The sequence below is a fragment of the Roseomonas chloroacetimidivorans genome, assembly GCF_049629625.1.
GTDB classification, from domain to species: domain Bacteria; phylum Pseudomonadota; class Alphaproteobacteria; order Acetobacterales; family Acetobacteraceae; genus Roseomonas; species Roseomonas chloroacetimidivorans.
On record NZ_JBNBZS010000003.1, the window covers coordinates 213,104 to 229,636 of the forward strand.

The following is a 16,533-nucleotide window of genomic DNA, read 5'->3' on the forward strand; positions in this document are numbered from 1 at the left end:
CCCGAATCGGGCCCGGCCGGAAGCGCCGCGCTTCCTTGCCCCCCGGCTTCGCCTCAAGCATGGTCGCCCGCGAGGGAATCGGGGCATCCCCGGCGGTGTGGAGGTCATTTGTCCGGGCACGGGGGCATGAACGGAACGGCACGGGGCAGCGCGAAATGCGCCCGCCGTGGTCCCCGCCGGGAAGGCTGAGATGCGTCGCCTCCTGATCGCCGGCGGTGCCCTGGCCATTTTCCTGGTCCTGCTTCTCGCCGCCCTTTACGCCGCCCCACTTTTTACTGACTGGACCGTGCGGCGCGACCAGCTGGCCGAGCTTGCCTCCGACCGCATTGGTCGCCCTGTCACCCTGCATGGCCCCGTTCGCCTCCGCCTGCTGCCCTATCCGGTGATCGAGGCCGAAGGCGTTATTCTCGGCGCCGCCGGCGACAGCCTCGCCTTCTCCGCCCGTTCCCTGCGCCTGCGCCTGGATGGTGGCGCCCTCCTCCTCGGCCGGGTCGCCCCGCGGGAAATGGCGATTGTCGGCGCCGAGTTGCGCGTGCCCTGGCCTCCCTCCGACGCCGCTTTCCTCCCCTACAGCCTTTCCGGCTTCTCGGCGGAGCTGGTGGACAGCCGCCTTATCATCGGCGGTGTGCGGCTGGATGCGGTCCAGGCCCGGCTGACCGCCGGTGACGCTCTCCAGGGCCTTCACGCCGAGGGGCGCTTCGCCTGGGGTGGGCTGGAATGGCGCTTCGAGGGCAATCTCGGCCGTCCGGGCTATGACGGCTACACCCCCCTCGACCTTCGGGTGGCGATGGGCAACGCCTCCGCCTCCACGCGCGGCGTGCTGACGCCGGATGGTACGTTGGAGGGCAGCATGGAGGCCTCCGGCCCCGACCTCTCCCTCCTCATTCCCGGCCCGCCCGGCCCTTTCCGTGCCCGCGGCCGCATGACAGTCGCCTCCGACCTCCTGGCCGCGGACGATCTGACCCTGGACATCGCGGGAAGCCCCGCCCGCGGCGCCCTGACGCTCCGCCTCTCCCCCACGCCGCGCCTGGATGCCGCGCTGACTGCCGGGCGGCTGGATCTCGACCCCTGGCTGGCCGCCCTGCGCGGCCGCCGGCCCACGCTGCCTATCGGCCTGGATATTTCCGCCGAGGCGGCCACCTTCCGCGGCGTTCCGCTCCGTCGTTTGCGCGCTGCAGTCTCCCGTGACGCCGAACGTCTGACCCTCTCCGACGTGTCGGCCATCCTCGCCGGCAACACGAATGTGGAACTGAACGGCGCCACGGCAGGCGAGCGGCTGGAGGCCGGCCTTCGCTTCTCCGGCACCGACCTGCGGGGGACGATCGACGCTCTCGGCGCCTCGCTCGGCTTCGATGCCGGCTGGCTCGCCCCCAACCGGCCAAGCCGGGGGGAGGGACGGGCCCGCCTCGTTCTCGAACCTGGCTCGGTCGCTGTCCCCGAACTCTCCGCGACCCTCGACGGCACCCGCATCTCGGGGGCCGGAGTGCTGCGCTTCGGCAACCGCCCTGCTCTTGGCCTCGGCCTCACCCTCGACACGCTGGACCTGGAAGGCTGGCTCCGGCCCGGGCTGGACTGGCCCACGGCCAGCCGTCTTCTCGGCGCGATCGATGCCAATCTCCGCCTGGCCACTGAGCGCGCCAACTGGCGCGGTGCCACGCTGGAACGCGCCTCCCTGGACGCCGCGCTGGAGAATGGCCGCCTCACCCTGCGTCGCCTCGCCGGCCAGCTCGCCGGGGCCGATCTCGTGGCCTCCGGCACGGCGCTCCTCGGCCCCAGTCCGCGCCTTTCCGATGCCACGCTGGAGCTTTCCACCCCCAGCGCCCGCCCTCTCGCGACCCTGCTGCCCGGCAATTGGCCCGACGGCACGCGCCTGGCCAATGAGGCGTTGACCTTGCGGGCCACGGGCAATGGCCCGCCCGAGGCCCTCGCGATCCAGGGCAGCGCTGATCTGGGCGAGGCCCGGCTTGAGGCCGCCGGCACGCTCGACATCCCGGGTAACCGCGGCAGCGGCAATGTCACCCTTCGTCATCCAGGCGCCCCGCGTCTTCTGAACGACACGCTCGGTGCCTCGCTCACGGATTGGATCGGCCAAGGCTCGCTCTCACTTGTTGCCGCGCTTTCCGCTGGTCCCCAGGGCGTCACGGCCGAACGCTTCGACCTTGTGGCCGGTGCGCTGCGCGCCAGCGGTCAGCTCGCCCTTGCGCTCGATGCTCGTCCGCGCCTGACCGGTCGCATTGCCGCCGAAACCGTCATGCTGCCCGCCTTTGACTGGCGCAGCCGCAACCCCCTGCCCATCGCTGCCCTACGCGCCGCCGATGCCGACCTGACCCTTTCGGCCACCCAGCTCGACCCGCTCGGCCTGCCGACCCTGCATGATCTGCGCACCCGACTGCGCCTTAACGCCGGCATCCTGACATTGGACGCGATCGAGGCTGTGTTGAGCAATGGCGCGCTGCGTGGAAGCCTGACCTTCGCCAGCACGGGCGAGACGCCCCGTGTCGCCCTCTCGGCCAATCTGCGCAACGCTGCAATTACCGGCCCGCTCCTCGACCTGCCCCTGAACCTGACAACCGGGGAAGCCGATGCCGATGCCCGTCTTGAAGCCGTCGGCAGCAGCCCTGCCGCCCTCCTTGCCACGCTGTCCGGCGAGGCGGCGCTGACTGCCCGCCACGGGACACTGGTCGGCCTGGACGCCGCCGCCGCCGGCCGCGCGGCCACTGCCGGGGACGAGGCCGCCCTCCGCGCCGCGCTACAGGACGGCACCACCACCTTCGATGCTCTTTCGCTCCGCGCCAGCCTCACCGCCGGCCGCGCTACCCTGACCGAGGGCACTGCCGCTGCCTCCGGCGTCGCCTTGAACCTGCGCGGCGAACTGGACGCCGCCCGTGCCGCCCTGGACCTCACCGTTACGGAAAAGCCTGCCGACCCCGTGCCCGAGGTCGGAATCCGCCTGACCGGTCCTGCCTCCCAGATCCGCCGTGTTCCGGATCTCTCGGCCTGGCTGCGCTGGCGGGCGGAGCACTGACCCCGGGAGCTACGCCTTCGAGCCCCGGGATCAGCGCCGTGCGACGCCCAGGGCCAGCACGCGCAGAGCCGAAGCGAGGGGGAGGGTGGGGTCGTCGCGGGCGGCGTCGGCCGCGGCGACCAAGCGGAGCAAGGGCTCGCCGCGGCGCGTAGCCTCTTCCTCCAGCACGGCCCAGAATTCGGGCTCCAGCGCCACGGAGGTTCGGTGACCGGCCAGGGTGAAGGAGCGCTTGACGAGATGCCCTGCCATAGAAAAGGGGCTATCAGCCCCCGGCGAGGGTCGCGCCGGGGCGGGTCATCTCCTCCGGCCGCACCCAGCGGTCGAAATCCTCCGGCTTCACGAAGCCAAGCTGCTCCGCGGCATCGCGCAGGGTCAGGTTCTCCGCCAGGGCCTTCTTCCCGATCTTCACGGCCTTGTCGTAGCCGATCTTCGGGTTCAGCGCCGTCACCAGCATCAGCGACTTCGCCAGGTTCTCGGCGATGCGGTCGCGGGCGGGCTCCAGCTTCTCCACCATGTTGTGCGCGAAGCTCTCGGCCACGTCGCCCAGCAGCGTCGCGGATTGCAGCACGGCCTGGATGATGACGGGCTTGAAGACGTTCAGCTCCAGATGCCCCTGGGTGCCGGCAATGGTGACGGTCGTGGTGTTCCCCATCACCTGGGCCGCCACCATGGTCATGGCCTCCGCCTGGGTCGGGTTGGTCTTGCCGGGCATGATGGAGGAGGAAAGCCCGTCCGCCGGGATCACCAGCTCCGAGAAGCCGGCGCGCGGGCCGGAACCGAGCAGGCGCACATCATTGGCGATCTTGTTCAGCGACACGGCGACGGTGTTCATCGCGCCCTGAAGCGCCACGAAGGCGTCATGCGCGCCCATGCCGACGAAGGGGTTGGGATGCGCCGTGAAGGGCAGGCCGGTCAGCGCCGCCATCCGCTCCGCGAAGGCCCGGGCGAAATCGGGATGGGTGTTCAGCCCCGTGCCCGCCGCCGTGCCACCCTGCGGCAGTTGCAGCAGGTCCGGCACCGCCGCCTTCACCCGCGCGATATCGGCCTCCACCATGCCCGCCCAGGCCGCGAATTCCTGGCCGAGCGTGACGGGAACCGCATCCATCAGATGGGTGCGCCCGAGCTTGACGATATCGCCCCATTCCTGCGCCCGGCGGGCGAGGCTGGCATGCAGCACCTCCAGCCCGGGGATCAGCCGGCGCGTCACGGCCTCGGCGGCCGCCACATGCATCACCGTCGGAAAGCTGTCGTTCGAGGACTGGCCGCGGTTCACATGGTCATTCGGATGCACAGGCTTCCGGCTCCCCAGCGGCTGGCCGAGCATCTGGTTCGCGCGGTTAGAGATGACCTCGTTCGCGTTCATGTTGGTCTGGGTGCCCGAGCCGGTCTGCCAGACGGGCAGGGGGAAGTCGGCATCCCGCTCATTCGCGGCCACTTCCCGGGCAGCAGCAATGATCGGGTCGGCGATCTCGGCCGGCAATTCGCCAAGAGCCTTGTTCGCCTCGGCGGCGGCCTGCTTCTGCAGGCCCACCGCCCGGATCAGCGCGGGGGGAAAATGCTCCGAGCCGATGCGGAACAATCGCCGGGCCCGCTCGGTCTGCGGTCCCCAAAGCCGTTCGGCCGGGATCTCGATCGTACCGAGAGAGTCGGTTTCGGTGCGGGTCTGTTCAGCGTTCGCCATGTGTCGCGAGTTGGGCAGCCCGCGGGCCGGTTCCTAGCCCCCGGGGAACAAAGCCTCAGTGCCAGCCATCGACGCGCGTCCACCGCCCGACTCGCTGCCCCGTCCCATCCAGCACGTCATAGGCGCCATATCCGCCGGCCACGGTCATGCAGACGTGATTGGGATAGACCCGCACCCGGGAGCCGATCGGGAAGCGCGCGAACCAGGATTCATCTGGCAGCGGCACCGTCCCATGCTCCTGGTGGACAATGGTGACATGCAGCGGCAGCGCCGCCCCGGTCTCAGCATCAGCCAGCGTCCCATAAGCCGTGCCCGGGGCGAATGTGTTGGCCGAGATATCCTTGGACAGCGCAAGCGCCCCGGCATCGAGGATTAGCGCATTGGTCGCCCGGTTGTGCCCGATGACAGTGGAGAGAACGGAGAGCGCCAGTTCGTCCCAGCCACACATGCCCTTGGACATCTGCGCCAGGTCCCAGAAGAGCGAGACCCCCGCCCGCGCATCCGTCACGCCCTTCAGGTGGCGTGCATGCAGCAGGGTAGGGGTGGAGCCCACGGAAACCACCTCCGCCGGCATCCCGGCCTCGCGGATCGCCTCGGCCGCGCCGACCGCGGCGGCCCGCTCCTGCTCCGCGATGTCCGCAATGCGCTCCAGGTCCTTCGTGCCGTAGGAATGGCCGCCATGGGTCATCACACCCGCCAGCCGCAGGTTGCGCGAGCCATGGATGGCCCGCGCCACGGCCAGCGCCTTTTCCGGCGGCGCGCCGGCGCGGTGCTCGCCACTATCCACCTCCACCAGCACCTCGCTCGGCGCCGAGGCGGCGGAGTCCAGCAGCCCAACCATCTCCGGGCTGTCCACCACCAGCAGCAGCCGGACCCCGTGATTCCGCACCACCGCCTCGGCCCGTGGCAGTCTGGCGGGGATGATGGTGGCGGCCAGCATGATGTCGCGGGAGGCACCGGAGGCTGCCAGTGCCTCCGCCTCCTTCATGGTGGAGACCGTGGCCGGCCCCGGCACCCCGCCAGTGGAGATCAGCGCCACTTCCACGGATTTCGCGGTCTTGAAATGGGGCCGGAAGGTCACCCCCAGCGCCGCCGCGCGATCGCGCAGCTTCTTCGCATTGGCTTCCAGCTTCGCCCGGTCAAGCAGCAGCCGGGGCGTGTCGAGCGTCTCGCTCACAGGCGGTCGCCGTAGGAGGAAATTTCCACCAGATTCCCGTCGGGGTCGCGGCAATAGACGGAGATGATCGGCCCCAGCGCCCCGGCCTTCTCCACCGGCCCCCGCTCGACGGTCACGCCGCAATCTTTCAGATGCGACACCACATCCTCGGCCATGACTGTCACGATGAAGCAGAGGTCATGTCCCCCGGGCGCCGCCCAATGGCCAGTGAACCACTCCTCCTGGGTTGCCGTCTCTGGGCGTAGGTTGATTTTCTGACCGCCGAAACGTAGCGCGGTCCGGTTGCTTGGGCCGAAATCCTCCCGCTCCATCCCCAGCACGCGCTGATACCAGCTCGCCATGGTTTCCACGTCGCGGCAGGTCATGACCAGGTGATCCAGGCGGTCCACGGCGAAGCGCATCGGTGTCTCCTTACGGCTTGCGGGTACGGAGGCGCGCGGTGGCCTCGATCTCGATCCTCATCGCATCCGTCTGCAACCCGGCATGGATGAGGGTAGCGGCGGGGCGGATCTCCCCGAAATACCGGCGCAGCACGGGCCAGCAGGGCTCCCAATCCGCCCGGTCCGGCACGATGAAGCGCAGCCGCACCACATCCTCCAGCCCGGCCCCGGCCTCGGCCAGGGCGGCGGCGATGTTGCGGATGGCCTGCTCGCACTGCGTCTGCACGTCCTCCGCGATCGTCATCGTGCCGTAGTCGTAGCCAGTGGTGCCAGAGACGAAGACCGTGTCCCCATCCACCACGGCGCGTGAGTAGCCGATCTCTCGCTCGAAGGACGAACCGGAGGAGATGAGGCGTCGCATCGTCTCGGCCTTGCGGTGGCATGTGGTCGCGCGGAAGCGTGCGTCGGCGCGTGGCGCTGATGGCAGGCAAGGGGGGAGGCGGTCAATGGCCGGTCCTTCGGCCCCTTGCCAGGTAAGTGCCGGACCGGGCCGGCGCCGCGGAGCGCTCTGCCCAGATCAAGATCAGAGCCACCTCTGGGGGGGGGGGCTCACGAACAAGACAACTTCCACTCGAGCAACCTTTGCTGGCCCGGGTGCGTCTTCATCCGAGCGCATAGCGGCCGGAAGCGGTGTATGGAACAGCAAGAGGCGGATCTGTGGCTCGGACTCGAAGCTGCGGCGCGTGAGCCGGGCCTGGACAGCGTCTGGGGTGACCGCGTCGAGCTGTGGGTGGACCGAGCCAACCGCGTCATCCTGGGAGTGATGGATGCCGTGGAGGAGGTCGAGTGGGTCGTCCATGACCTGATGGTCTGGTTCCGGCGTCGCTAACCCCCCGCCCTAAAACAAAAGGGCCGGGGAAAACCCCGGCCCTTGCCCCGGATAATGGGGGCTGATTCGCTGCTTACTCAAGCCCATCGTAGAAGTCGTTGCCCTTGTCATCGACCACGATGAAGGCCGGGAAGTCCTTCACTTCGATCCGCCACACGGCCTCCATGCCGAGCTCCGGATATTCCAGCACCTCGACCTTCTTGATGCAGTCCTGCGCCAGACGCGCCGCCGGGCCGCCCACGGAACCGAGATAGAAGCCGCCATACTGCTTGCAGGCATTGGTCACGGCCTTGGAGCGGTTGCCCTTGGCCAGCATCACCAGCGAACCACCGGCCGCCTGGAACTCCGCCACATAGGAGTCCATGCGCCCCGCCGTCGTCGGGCCGAAGGAACCGGTGGGCATACCCTCCGGCGTCTTCGCCGGGCCGGCGTAATAGACCGGGTGGTTCTTGATGTAGTCCGGCAGGCCCTGGCCCGAATCCAGCCGCTCCTTCAGCTTCGCATGGGCGATGTCACGCGCCACGACGATGGTGCCGGTGAGCGACACGCGGGTCTTCACGGGGTGCCTGGACAGCTCCGCGCGGATGGCATCCATCGGCTGGTTCAGGTCGATCTTCACGACCTCGCCGCTCTCCTCCAGGCCCTCGGTCTGGTCGGGCAGGAAGCGCGCCGGGTCGGTCTCGAGCTGCTCCAGGAACACGCCTTCGGGTGTGATCTTCGCCTTGATCTGCCGGTCGGCCGAGCAGGACACGCCGATGCCGATGGGTAGGGAGGCGCCGTGGCGCGGCAGGCGGATCACGCGGACGTCGTGGCAGAAATACTTGCCGCCAAACTGCGCGCCGATGCCGATATTCTGCGTCAGCTTGTGGATTTCGGCTTCCAGCTCCCGGTCACGGAAGGCATGCCCCGCCTTGCTGCCCTTCTCCGGCAGCGTGTCGTAATAGCGGGTGGAGGCCATCTTCACCGTCTTGAGGTTCGTCTCGGCAGAGGTGCCGCCGATGACGATCGACAGGTGGTAGGGCGGGCAGGCGCTGGTCCCCAGCGTCTTGATCTTCTCCTCCAGGAAGGCGAGCAGCTTCGGCTTGTTCAGCACCGCGCGCGTCTGCTGGAAGAGGAAGGTCTTGTTGGCCGATCCGCCGCCCTTGAGGATGAACTGCAGGCTGAACTCATCGGCATGGTAGTCGCCGGGGGAAGCGTAGATGTCGAACTGCACCGGCAGGTTGTTGCCGGTGTTCACCTCGTCATACATCGTGAGCGGCGCCATCTGCGAGTAGCGCAGATTGGTCTCGGTATAGGTGCGGTGGACGCCATAGGAGAGTGCCTCCTCCTCGTCGCCCTCGACCCAGACGCGCTGGCCCTTCTTGCCGAAGACAATGGCCGTGCCCGTGTCCTGGCACATGGGCAGCTTGCCGCCGGCGGCGATGCTCGCATTCTTCAGTAGGTCGAGCGCCACGAAGCGGTCATTCGCCGACGCCTCGGGGTCCTTCAGGATGTTCGCGAGCTGCTGCAGATGGCCGGGGCGCAGCAGGTGGGAGACGTCCTTGCAGGCCTGGAAGGCGAGCTGCTCCAGCACCTCCGGCTTGATCTTCAGGACCGTCTTGCCCTCCACCTCGATGGTGGAGACACCCTGGATGTCCAGCTTGCGGTAGGGGGTGGTGTCCTCTGCCAGCGGGAACATCGGGCTGAACAGGAAGCCCGCGCCGCGCTGGGAGGTGGGGGTGCCGGCATCCGCCTCCGCGCCAGCATGGGTCGCGGCCGGCGTCACCCCCGTGGGGATCGGGGGCTGGACGGCGTCGAGGGTATTGGAACTCACGGAAGCACTCTCCCGGTTTTGGCCCCGCCATGCCCGGAAGAAGAAAGGGCAGGCGAGGGGGGCGGGGCCCGGCCGCGGAAGGCGGCGCGCGGCCCGGGCCGTGCGGTGAAATCTGTCGTTTGTTAGCGCGACCCCGTCTGGCGCGCCAGCAGCCGGACAGAAATGGCAACGCGCCCTAGCCCCGCAAAGGGCCTGGGGTGCGGGATTCCAGCCTTATTCCTTGTTGGGGCGCCGCCGGAAGGCGTCCAGGCTCACTACCTGGGCGGGGGTCTCGGACTTGGCGCCGGCCGGTTCGGGCGGTGGGGAAGGAGCGGCCGGAGGCTCTTCCGCCGGCATGGGAGCCGCCTCCGCCTCCGCGTCCGGGGCAGCCATCTCGCCGAAGCGCAGCCCCACCCGTACATGCGGATCCCAGAAGGCCACCAGTGCTGCGAACGGAATCACCAGCGTCGCCGCCGCGCCGCCGAAGGACAGTCCGACCGAAACCTTCTGCTCCCCACGGTCCACCTTCAGGTCCCAGAACTGGTGCTGCAGGACGATGGTCATTTCCTGCGGGTAGCGGGCCTTCAGGTGCCCGGGGACCTTCGTCTCCGGGTGGTCGGTGCGGAAGGTCAGGTAGAAATGGTGCTCCCCCGGCAGTCCATTCTTCGCCGCGAACTCCAGCGCACGAAGAGCCACGTTCCTCATGGCCTCCTCGGTCCAGCGATCATAGGGCAACAGGCTTTCGGGAGGTGGCGCTTGCTCGCTCATAGGGGGCATATCCAGGCCGGGCGGGTTCTGGGGATAACCCTATAGGGGAGGTTCCGCACGGGGCCTAGCGCCCGGCCGCGGAAGCAGCGGCGCCGTATTCGCGCAGCACCTCCCGCACCAGCGCCGCCGGGTCCTCCGCCGTCAGGGCCCCGTCGAGCAGCAACATCGGTGATCCATGCGCCAGGCCCGGAGCCGTCCTGCCCAGTCCCGTGCTTGTCCGTCCAATCTTCCCGGCATTCGCGATGCTGGCCGTGCCCATCGCCACTGCACGCGCTCGCGCTGATGCTGCTGGTCGTGGTCGGATACGCAGTCGGGCAGGCCCGGCGGAGGCGTATTGCATCACATCGCCGCATGATGATCATGGTCGCCGACAGCCTCTACATCGCTGGCGCCGCAGCCGTCCTCATCCCCGGCCGCTTGGCACACCGGTTCCTGTTCGGATGGGGAAACAAGCAAGTGGGGGGATTCTGTTGCCCCGTTCCCCCCGGACGGCGCTTACCTATTCCTAGGCAGCGAGCGCCACAGCCTCGCGGCTGTTATCGTTGGCACTTGTGTATTAGCCCGATAACGGCGGTACAATGCCGGGCAAAGGACACGTCTTTACCGCGCGTGTCGAGCCTGTTTCGCCCCCATGCTCCCGTTCCCCCTGGTGGAGAACTCCGGGTCGATAAACCCGGTTCAGGATGGTGGAGGCGCCGGGCACTGCCCCCGGGTCCACAACGCTTATTCCACGTGCCGTTTATCGCCATAGTCGCCCGAAGGCGGCATGCCCGATATAGGCTGTTGTCCCGAGGATTACTAGGCACCCGAGACGGAGATGGCTCAGGGAAGCGGACGGAAACTTTACGGCGTGTCCACGTTTCCACCTTGCTCAATGTAGCGAAGCGCAACATTGCGAAGTTGAAGCAGCCTCGCCTTTCACAGCAGGAAGGAGTCGTTTCGGTGATCCAGTTGCCCTCTTTATTGCGCGTATCGGCCGCAGTGGCCTCCCTGGTCCTGGTATCCGCCTGCACGGGCGAGACAAACTCCGGGCGCGGTACAGCCAGCACGAGCGCCTCCACGCCGAGCATCGCCAATGATCCGGGCTCCCGCCTGTCCCGGGGTGGGCCGACGGGCGGCGCCAGTGCCTCGGGGAGCGCTACTTCGGGCGCCTACAACCCCGCCGTGGTGAGTGATCCGGGCTCCCGGGCGTCCCGGGGCGGGCCAACGGGCGGAGCCAGCGCCTCGGGGAGCGCTACTTCGGGCGTCTACAACCCCGCCGTGGTGAGTGATCCGGGCTCCCGGGCGTCCCGGGGCGGGCCGCAGCCGTAACAGGTCGGAACAGAAACGGCTGGTCCGGAGACCGCCATCGGCTACCCAAATCGAGCGGCGGACGTCACGGGACGTCCGCCGCAAGGCCGCTTGGCGCGGCGGATGACATGCTGTGACCGGGCGCACCCACTCCGGGTGATCCGCGTCAAACAGGGTAGTGCTCGAAGACCGGCACCTAGCGACCGCGTCATCGCCTCGGTAAACCCCTTGCCTGAGAAGGGGGCAGCTGATGGAACTTACGGATGCGCAGCGACAGGAGCTGGCCGAGGCGGAAGCCCAGCGTCACGAAACCCGCCGCCCTGTCTCGCCGGGTCTCGAGGCCCTTCTGTTCCGCCCGATCCCCGTGCTCGACCATGGCTTCGTCCGCGTGGTGGACTACATGGGCGACGATGCGGCCGTGGTGCAGGCGGCGCGTGTCTCCTATGGCCGCGGCACGAAGGCGGCCAATGAGGATCGTGGCCTGATCCGCTACCTCATGCGTCACCGCCACTCCACGCCTTTCGAGATGTGTGAGATTAAGTATCACGTGAAGCTGCCCATTTTCGTGGCGCGGCAGTGGATCCGCCATCGCATGGCGAATGTGAACGAGTACTCCGCCCGCTACTCGATCCTGGACCGCGAGTTCTACCTTCCTGCCCCGGAGCAGCTTGCGGCCCAGTCCGCCGTGAACCGTCAGGGCCGAGGCTCCGTATTGCAGGGGAATGAGGCCGCCCGCGTGCTGGATCTGTTGCGGGAGGACGCCACCCGCAACTACGATCACTACCTGGAAATGCTGAACGAGGACGCCGATGGCCGCGTCATCGACGAGTCCCGCCGGGGCCTGGCGCGCGAGCTGGCGCGGATGAACCTGACGCTGAACGCCTATACCCAGTGGTACTGGAAGACGGACCTCCACAACCTCCTGAACTTCCTCTCGCTGCGTGCCGACGCCCATGCCCAGTACGAGATCCGCGTCTATGCCGAAGCCATGCTGGACACGGTGAAGGCCTGGGTACCCTTGGCCCACGAGGCCTTCCGCGACTACCGCATGGGCGCGGTCACCCTTTCCTCCCAGATGCTCGCGGTTGTGCGAGGCATGTTGGACGGCGCGCCGCCGGACCAGGCCGCCAGCGGCCTTTCCAAGCGCGAGTGGCGCGAGTTGATGGCGATCCTCGGCCGGGAGACCTGACGGATTCCGCGCCCTCGCCCCGACCCAGCGCCAATGAGCAAGCCGCCCAGCACCCGATCACCCGCGAGGTCGCCGAAGGGCAGGTTGGATACCGCGCCCCGCAAGGCTTCCACCCGCAAGCCTGCCGCGCGTGCAAAGGGCCGGATCTCCCAGAAGCTGGTCACGCGGCTCTGGAGCGGCGGCCCCTCCTGGATCGGCGTCCTGGTCATCGTCGTCTCGGTGCTGGTCGTTCTTCCGATTGCCGCGGCCGTGCTTGGTGACATCTGGGCCGTCATCCTCGGCGCCCTGATCGGTGGCTTCGCCCTCGGGCGGGCCACCGCGCGTTAGGCCGGGGAAGATGCTCCAGCCGCGCCACCGGCCGGAAGGCCGCACCCCGGGCAACAATCCAAGCTTCCCAGAACGCCTGCTCTACTGGCTTCCCCGCCTCGACCTGCCCTGGCCTAAGCGCTACGCGATGGCGACGGCCGTCGTCGCGGCCGTGGCATTGTTGCGTGCGCTGCTCGACCTCGGTGGCCTGCCTTTCCTGCCCTTCATTCCCGGGTTGATGTGGGCCAGCTTCGCACTGGGCCTTGGCGCTGGTCTTTACGCCACCCTGCTGTCCGCCGTGGTCGCGGCCGTTTTCTTCCTGGCTCCGCCAGGCAGCTTCGCGCTGACGAGCGACCAGTGGGTTTCCCTTATCGCCTTCACCCTGATCGACGTGGTCATCGCGATCGTCTGTTCCGCCCTGAGCAGGACTTTGTCCGCCCGCGAGGCCAGCATCGCCGCCCTGGCCCGCGCCCAGGCCGAGCTCCAGGCCCTGAACGAGACGCTGGAGCGCCGGATCGAGGAGCGCACCCGCGAGCGCGACCGCCTCTGGATCCTTTCCCGGGACGCCTTCCTCATCACGGATGTGGAAGGCCGCTGGCTTCGCGTCAGCCCGGCCTGGTCCACGCTCCTTGGCTGGTCCGAGGCCGAGCTGCTCGGCCGGACCTCCGCCTGGATGGAGCATCCGGACGACCCGGTGCCCGATTGGCGGGTGCTGGACACCGGGGCGGCCGGCCCCATGACCCTGCGCTTCGAAAACCGCTTCCGCACGAAGGACGGCTCCTGGCGCTGGTTCTCCTGGACCGCCGTTCCGGCTGATGGTCTCTACTATTGCGTTGCCCGGGACGTGACCACCGAGCGCGAGCAGGCCGAGGCGCTGCGCCAGGCCGAGGAAGCGCTGCGGCAGTCGCAGAAGATGGAGGCGGTCGGGCAGCTCACCGGCGGCATCGCCCATGACTTCAACAACCTGCTGACCGCCATTACCGGCAGCCTCGGGCTGCTCCGGACACGGTTACGGCAGGGCCGGCCGGAGGCGGCGGAGCGCTATATCGCCACTGCCGAAGGCGCCAGCGAGCGCGCTGCGGCCCTGACAAACCGCCTCCTCGCCTTCTCCCGCCGCCAGACCCTCGATCCTCGGCCCACCGACATCAACCGGTTGGTCACAGGCATGATCGAGTTGGTGCGGCGCACCGTCGGCCCCGCCATCGCGGTGGAGACATCGCTGCCGGACGGAATCTGGGCCACGTTGGTCGATTCCAACCAGCTCGAGAACGCGGTGCTGAATCTCTGCATCAACGCGCGGGACGCCATGCCGGGGGGCGGGCGCCTGCACATCTGCACGGCCAACCGCATCCTCGATATGGGCGCGGCGCGGGAATGCGACCTGGCTCCCGGCGAATACGTAACGGTGACCGTCGCTGACACTGGCGTCGGCATGAGCCCGGAGGTGTCGAGCCGCGCCTTCGATCCCTTCTTCACCACCAAGCCGATAGGCCAGGGCACGGGCCTCGGCCTGTCCATGATCTATGGCTTCGCGCGCCAGTCCGGTGGGCAGGCGCGCATTCTCTCTGAGCCCGGGCGGGGCACCCGTGTCGAGATCTACCTGCCCCGCTATTTCGGCCCCCTGCCGATGGAGGAGTCCGGCGCCGCCAGGCTGCGCACCCCGCGGGATGGGGCAGGGCAGACCATCCTCCTTGTTGAGGACGAGGACGCGGTGCGGAGCCTGGCGGCCGAGATCCTGCAAGACCGCGGCTATACCGTGCTGGAAGCCCCCGACGGCGCTGCCGGCGTCGCCATGCTGCGCAGCGGGGTACGGCCGGACCTGCTGGTGACGGATGTCGGCCTGCCCGGTGGGACGAACGGCCGCCAGGTGGCCGATGCGGCGCGCGCGGAGCAGCCGGGGCTGAGTGTCCTGTTCATCACCGGCTATGCCGAGAAGGAGGTGCTGGGCGACGGGCCGCTCGGCCGAGGCTTCTTCGTCCTCGTCAAACCCTTTCCGATGGAACGGCTGGTCCAGTATGTCGGAGACATCCTCACGCGGACCGAGGTGCCCAGCCGGGCAGGCTGAGAGACGTGCGGAGGCCGCAGGCCAGCTCTGCCAGGGGCGGCGGCGACCCGATCTGCCCGGCCCGCGTTACCTGACCCGGAACGAGAGGAGGCCGCCATGGCAGCCAATGAAGTCCGGGTCGCGATCGTCACCGGTGCTGGCTCCGGCATAGGCGAGGCCACGGCCCGCCGGTTCGCGCGTGACGGCTTCGCCGTCGTGCTGACGGGCCGCACCGAGGAGAAGCTGGCCGGGGTCGCGAAAGACCTGCCCGCCGACCGCGCCCTGACCGTGGCCGCCGATGTTTCCGATGAGGAGCAGTCTCTTTTCCTCATCAACCGCGCCATTGAGCGCTTCGGGCGGCTGGATGTGCTGGTGAACAATGCCGGGACCCATGCGACCGGTCCGGTCGAGCAGGCAAAGACGGCTGACTGGCGCAGGGTGATGGGCACCGACCTGGATGGCGTCTTCTTCTGCACCCGTGCCGCTGTTTCGCATCTGCTCACGACCCGGGGCAGCATCGTGAACGTCTCTTCCGTCTCCGGCCTGGGGGGAGACTGGGACATGAGCATCTACAACGCCGCCAAGGGCGCCGTGACCAACCTCACCCGCGCGCTCGCGCTGGAGCTGGGCCCCAAGGGCGTGCGCGTGAACGCCGTCTGCCCCAGCCTTACCCGCACGGACATGACGCAGGACATGATGGGTGACCGGAAGCTGCTCGCGAAATTCGCCGAGCGCATTCCGCTCGGCCGCCCGGCGGAGCCGGAGGAAATCGCCGATGTGATCGCCTTCCTGGCCAGCCATGACGCGCGCTTCGTCAATGGCGTGAACCTGCCTGTCGATGGCGGGCTCTCCGCCTCCAATGGACAGCCGCCCCAGGCCTGATCTCCGGCCCGGGCGCGCTTGCCAGGCGGGGCCGCTCCCGCCTGAATGCGCGGCCGCATGACCCTCACTGTCTTCGGTTCCGTCAACGCCGACCTCGTCTTCCCCGTGGAGACGCTGCCCGCACCCGGCCACACCATTCTCGGCGGCGCCTGGCGCGCCCTGCCCGGCGGGAAGGGGGCGAACCAGGCCGTCGCGGCGGCGCGCGACGGCGCCCCGGTGCGCTTCGTCGGCGCGGTCGGCCGCGATCCGATGGCCGCCATTGCGCTTTCCGCCCTGCGCGGGGCCGGCGTGGACCTTTCCGCCCTGGCCGAAACCGGGGAGCCGACCGGCGCCGCCGCCATCTGTGTCGATGCGGAGGGACGCAACCAGATCGCCGTCTCCCCCGGCGCCAATGCGCTGGCCCGCGCTGCCCAGGTACCGGCCCTGGGGGCAGGCGCCGTCCTTCTGGTGCAGATGGAAACCCCAGCCGAGGAAACCGCCTCCCTGATCCTCCGCGCCCGCGCGGAGGGTGCGCGCCCGATCCTGAACCTGGCGCCGGCCGCACCGATGGACCCGGACGCTCTGCGTGCCCTCGACCTGCTGATCGCGAATGAGCATGAGGCGGCCTGGCTTGCCGGCCAGCTCGGCTGCGATGCCACCGCCGGTGCCCTGCATGCCGCGCTGGGCGTTGCAGTCGCCGTCACCCTAGGCGAGCGCGGCGCCGAGGCCGCGACGGCGGAGGCGCGATGGCGCACCAACGCCGTCCCGCCGCCCCGTGTGGTGGATACGACCGGGGCGGGGGATTGCTGGTGCGGCGTGCTTGCCGCCACCTTCGCGAGGTGCCCCGCTGGAGGCGGCGATGCGCCGCGCCGCGGTCGCCGCCTCCATTGCCGTGTCACGGCCCGGGGCGGCGGATGCGATGCCAGTCGCGTCGGAGACGGATGCGGTGCTGGCTTCCGCCGGCGCCCGACTGCTCTGAGCAGCTTCGGAAGCGCGTGGCCCTGTTCACTCTTGGCCGTCTTCCTGTCGCAATCAGCCTGACAACTCTCCGTGTTCGCTGGATCGCCCGGGCCTGATGCGGACTTAAGTGCGGGACGGGATCCGCCGGGCGCGAAAGCACCGGTCGGTTCC

Annotated in this window: 14 protein-coding genes and 1 other RNA gene; 7 read left to right on the plus strand and 8 right to left on the minus strand. The window is 68.9% G+C overall.

Annotated features, from left to right (window positions below):
- Positions 1 to 190 precede the first annotated feature (190 nt).
- Complete coding sequence (locus ACO1BU_RS03250; protein WP_424134458.1) at positions 191 to 3,025, plus strand: AsmA family protein; 2,835 nt, start codon at positions 191 to 193, stop codon at positions 3,023 to 3,025.
- A 30-nt stretch (positions 3,026 to 3,055) separates the two neighbouring features.
- Here ACO1BU_RS03250 and ACO1BU_RS03255 read toward each other — a convergent pair whose 3' ends face one another.
- Genes ACO1BU_RS03255 through ACO1BU_RS03275 form a run of 5 tightly spaced genes read right to left on the minus strand, consistent with a single transcriptional unit; the run spans position 3,056 to position 6,684 of the window.
- Positions 3,056 to 3,274, minus strand: coding sequence for a ribbon-helix-helix domain-containing protein (locus ACO1BU_RS03255; protein ID WP_424134459.1), 219 nt, complete (start codon positions 3,272 to 3,274; stop codon positions 3,056 to 3,058).
- A gap of 13 nt (positions 3,275 to 3,287) precedes the next feature.
- Positions 3,288 to 4,706: a class II fumarate hydratase gene (locus ACO1BU_RS03260; protein WP_424134460.1), complete on the minus strand. Its 1,419-nt coding sequence runs from the start codon at positions 4,704 to 4,706 to the stop codon at positions 3,288 to 3,290.
- 55 nt (positions 4,707 to 4,761) lie between these two features.
- A complete protein-coding gene (locus ACO1BU_RS03265) occupies positions 4,762 to 5,883 on the minus strand; it encodes an alanine racemase (RefSeq protein ID WP_424134461.1) in 1,122 nt (373 codons plus the stop codon).
- On the minus strand, positions 5,880 to 6,284 hold the full coding sequence (locus ACO1BU_RS03270; RefSeq protein ID WP_424134462.1) for a VOC family protein: 405 nt from the start codon (positions 6,282 to 6,284) through the stop codon (positions 5,880 to 5,882). The genes ACO1BU_RS03265 and ACO1BU_RS03270 overlap by 4 nt, the downstream gene beginning before the upstream one ends.
- A 10-nt stretch (positions 6,285 to 6,294) precedes the next feature.
- Positions 6,295 to 6,684, minus strand: coding sequence for a RidA family protein (locus ACO1BU_RS03275; RefSeq protein WP_424134463.1), 390 nt, complete (start codon positions 6,682 to 6,684; stop codon positions 6,295 to 6,297).
- Positions 6,685 to 6,957: 273 nt separating this feature from the next.
- Between ACO1BU_RS03275 and ACO1BU_RS03280 the strand changes: the two genes are divergently transcribed.
- Positions 6,958 to 7,152: a hypothetical protein gene (locus ACO1BU_RS03280; protein WP_424134464.1), complete on the plus strand. Its 195-nt coding sequence runs from the start codon at positions 6,958 to 6,960 to the stop codon at positions 7,150 to 7,152.
- A 73-nt stretch (positions 7,153 to 7,225) separates the two neighbouring features.
- On the opposite strand, the gene ACO1BU_RS03285 is transcribed toward ACO1BU_RS03280, so the two are convergent.
- From ACO1BU_RS03285 to ssrA, 3 genes are all read right to left on the minus strand, one after another.
- A complete protein-coding gene (locus tag ACO1BU_RS03285; protein ID WP_424134604.1) occupies positions 7,226 to 8,830 on the minus strand; it encodes a fumarate hydratase in 1,605 nt (534 codons plus the stop codon).
- Between the two features lie 348 nt (positions 8,831 to 9,178).
- The gene (locus ACO1BU_RS03290) at positions 9,179 to 9,712 is read right to left on the minus strand and encodes an SspB family protein (RefSeq protein WP_424134465.1); all 534 of its coding nucleotides are present in this window, start codon (positions 9,710 to 9,712) and stop codon (positions 9,179 to 9,181) included.
- 455 nt (positions 9,713 to 10,167) lie between these two features.
- Positions 10,168 to 10,517, minus strand: a transfer-messenger RNA (tmRNA) gene (gene ssrA / locus ACO1BU_RS03295).
- Between the two features lie 735 nt (positions 10,518 to 11,252).
- Between ssrA and thyX the strand changes: the two genes are divergently transcribed.
- From thyX to ACO1BU_RS03320, 5 genes are all read left to right on the plus strand, one after another.
- Positions 11,253 to 12,191: an FAD-dependent thymidylate synthase gene (gene thyX / locus ACO1BU_RS03300; protein ID WP_424134466.1), complete on the plus strand. Its 939-nt coding sequence runs from the start codon at positions 11,253 to 11,255 to the stop codon at positions 12,189 to 12,191.
- Positions 12,192 to 12,275: 84 nt separating this feature from the next.
- Positions 12,276 to 12,518 (plus strand): hypothetical protein, encoded by a 243-nt coding sequence (locus ACO1BU_RS03305; RefSeq protein WP_424134467.1) that lies wholly within the window; start codon positions 12,276 to 12,278, stop codon positions 12,516 to 12,518.
- 10 nt (positions 12,519 to 12,528) lie between these two features.
- Positions 12,529 to 14,562: an ATP-binding protein gene (locus ACO1BU_RS03310; protein ID WP_424134468.1), complete on the plus strand. Its 2,034-nt coding sequence runs from the start codon at positions 12,529 to 12,531 to the stop codon at positions 14,560 to 14,562.
- A 96-nt stretch (positions 14,563 to 14,658) separates the two neighbouring features.
- Positions 14,659 to 15,423, plus strand: a complete 765-nt coding sequence (gene budC, locus ACO1BU_RS03315; protein WP_424134469.1) for a meso-2,3-butanediol dehydrogenase — start codon at positions 14,659 to 14,661, stop codon at positions 15,421 to 15,423.
- 57 nt (positions 15,424 to 15,480) lie between these two features.
- Positions 15,481 to 16,443 carry a ribokinase gene (locus tag ACO1BU_RS03320; protein ID WP_424134470.1) on the plus strand — a complete coding sequence of 321 codons (963 nt, stop codon included), beginning with the start codon at positions 15,481 to 15,483 and terminating at the stop codon, positions 16,441 to 16,443.
- Positions 16,444 to 16,533: the final 90 nt, after the last annotated feature.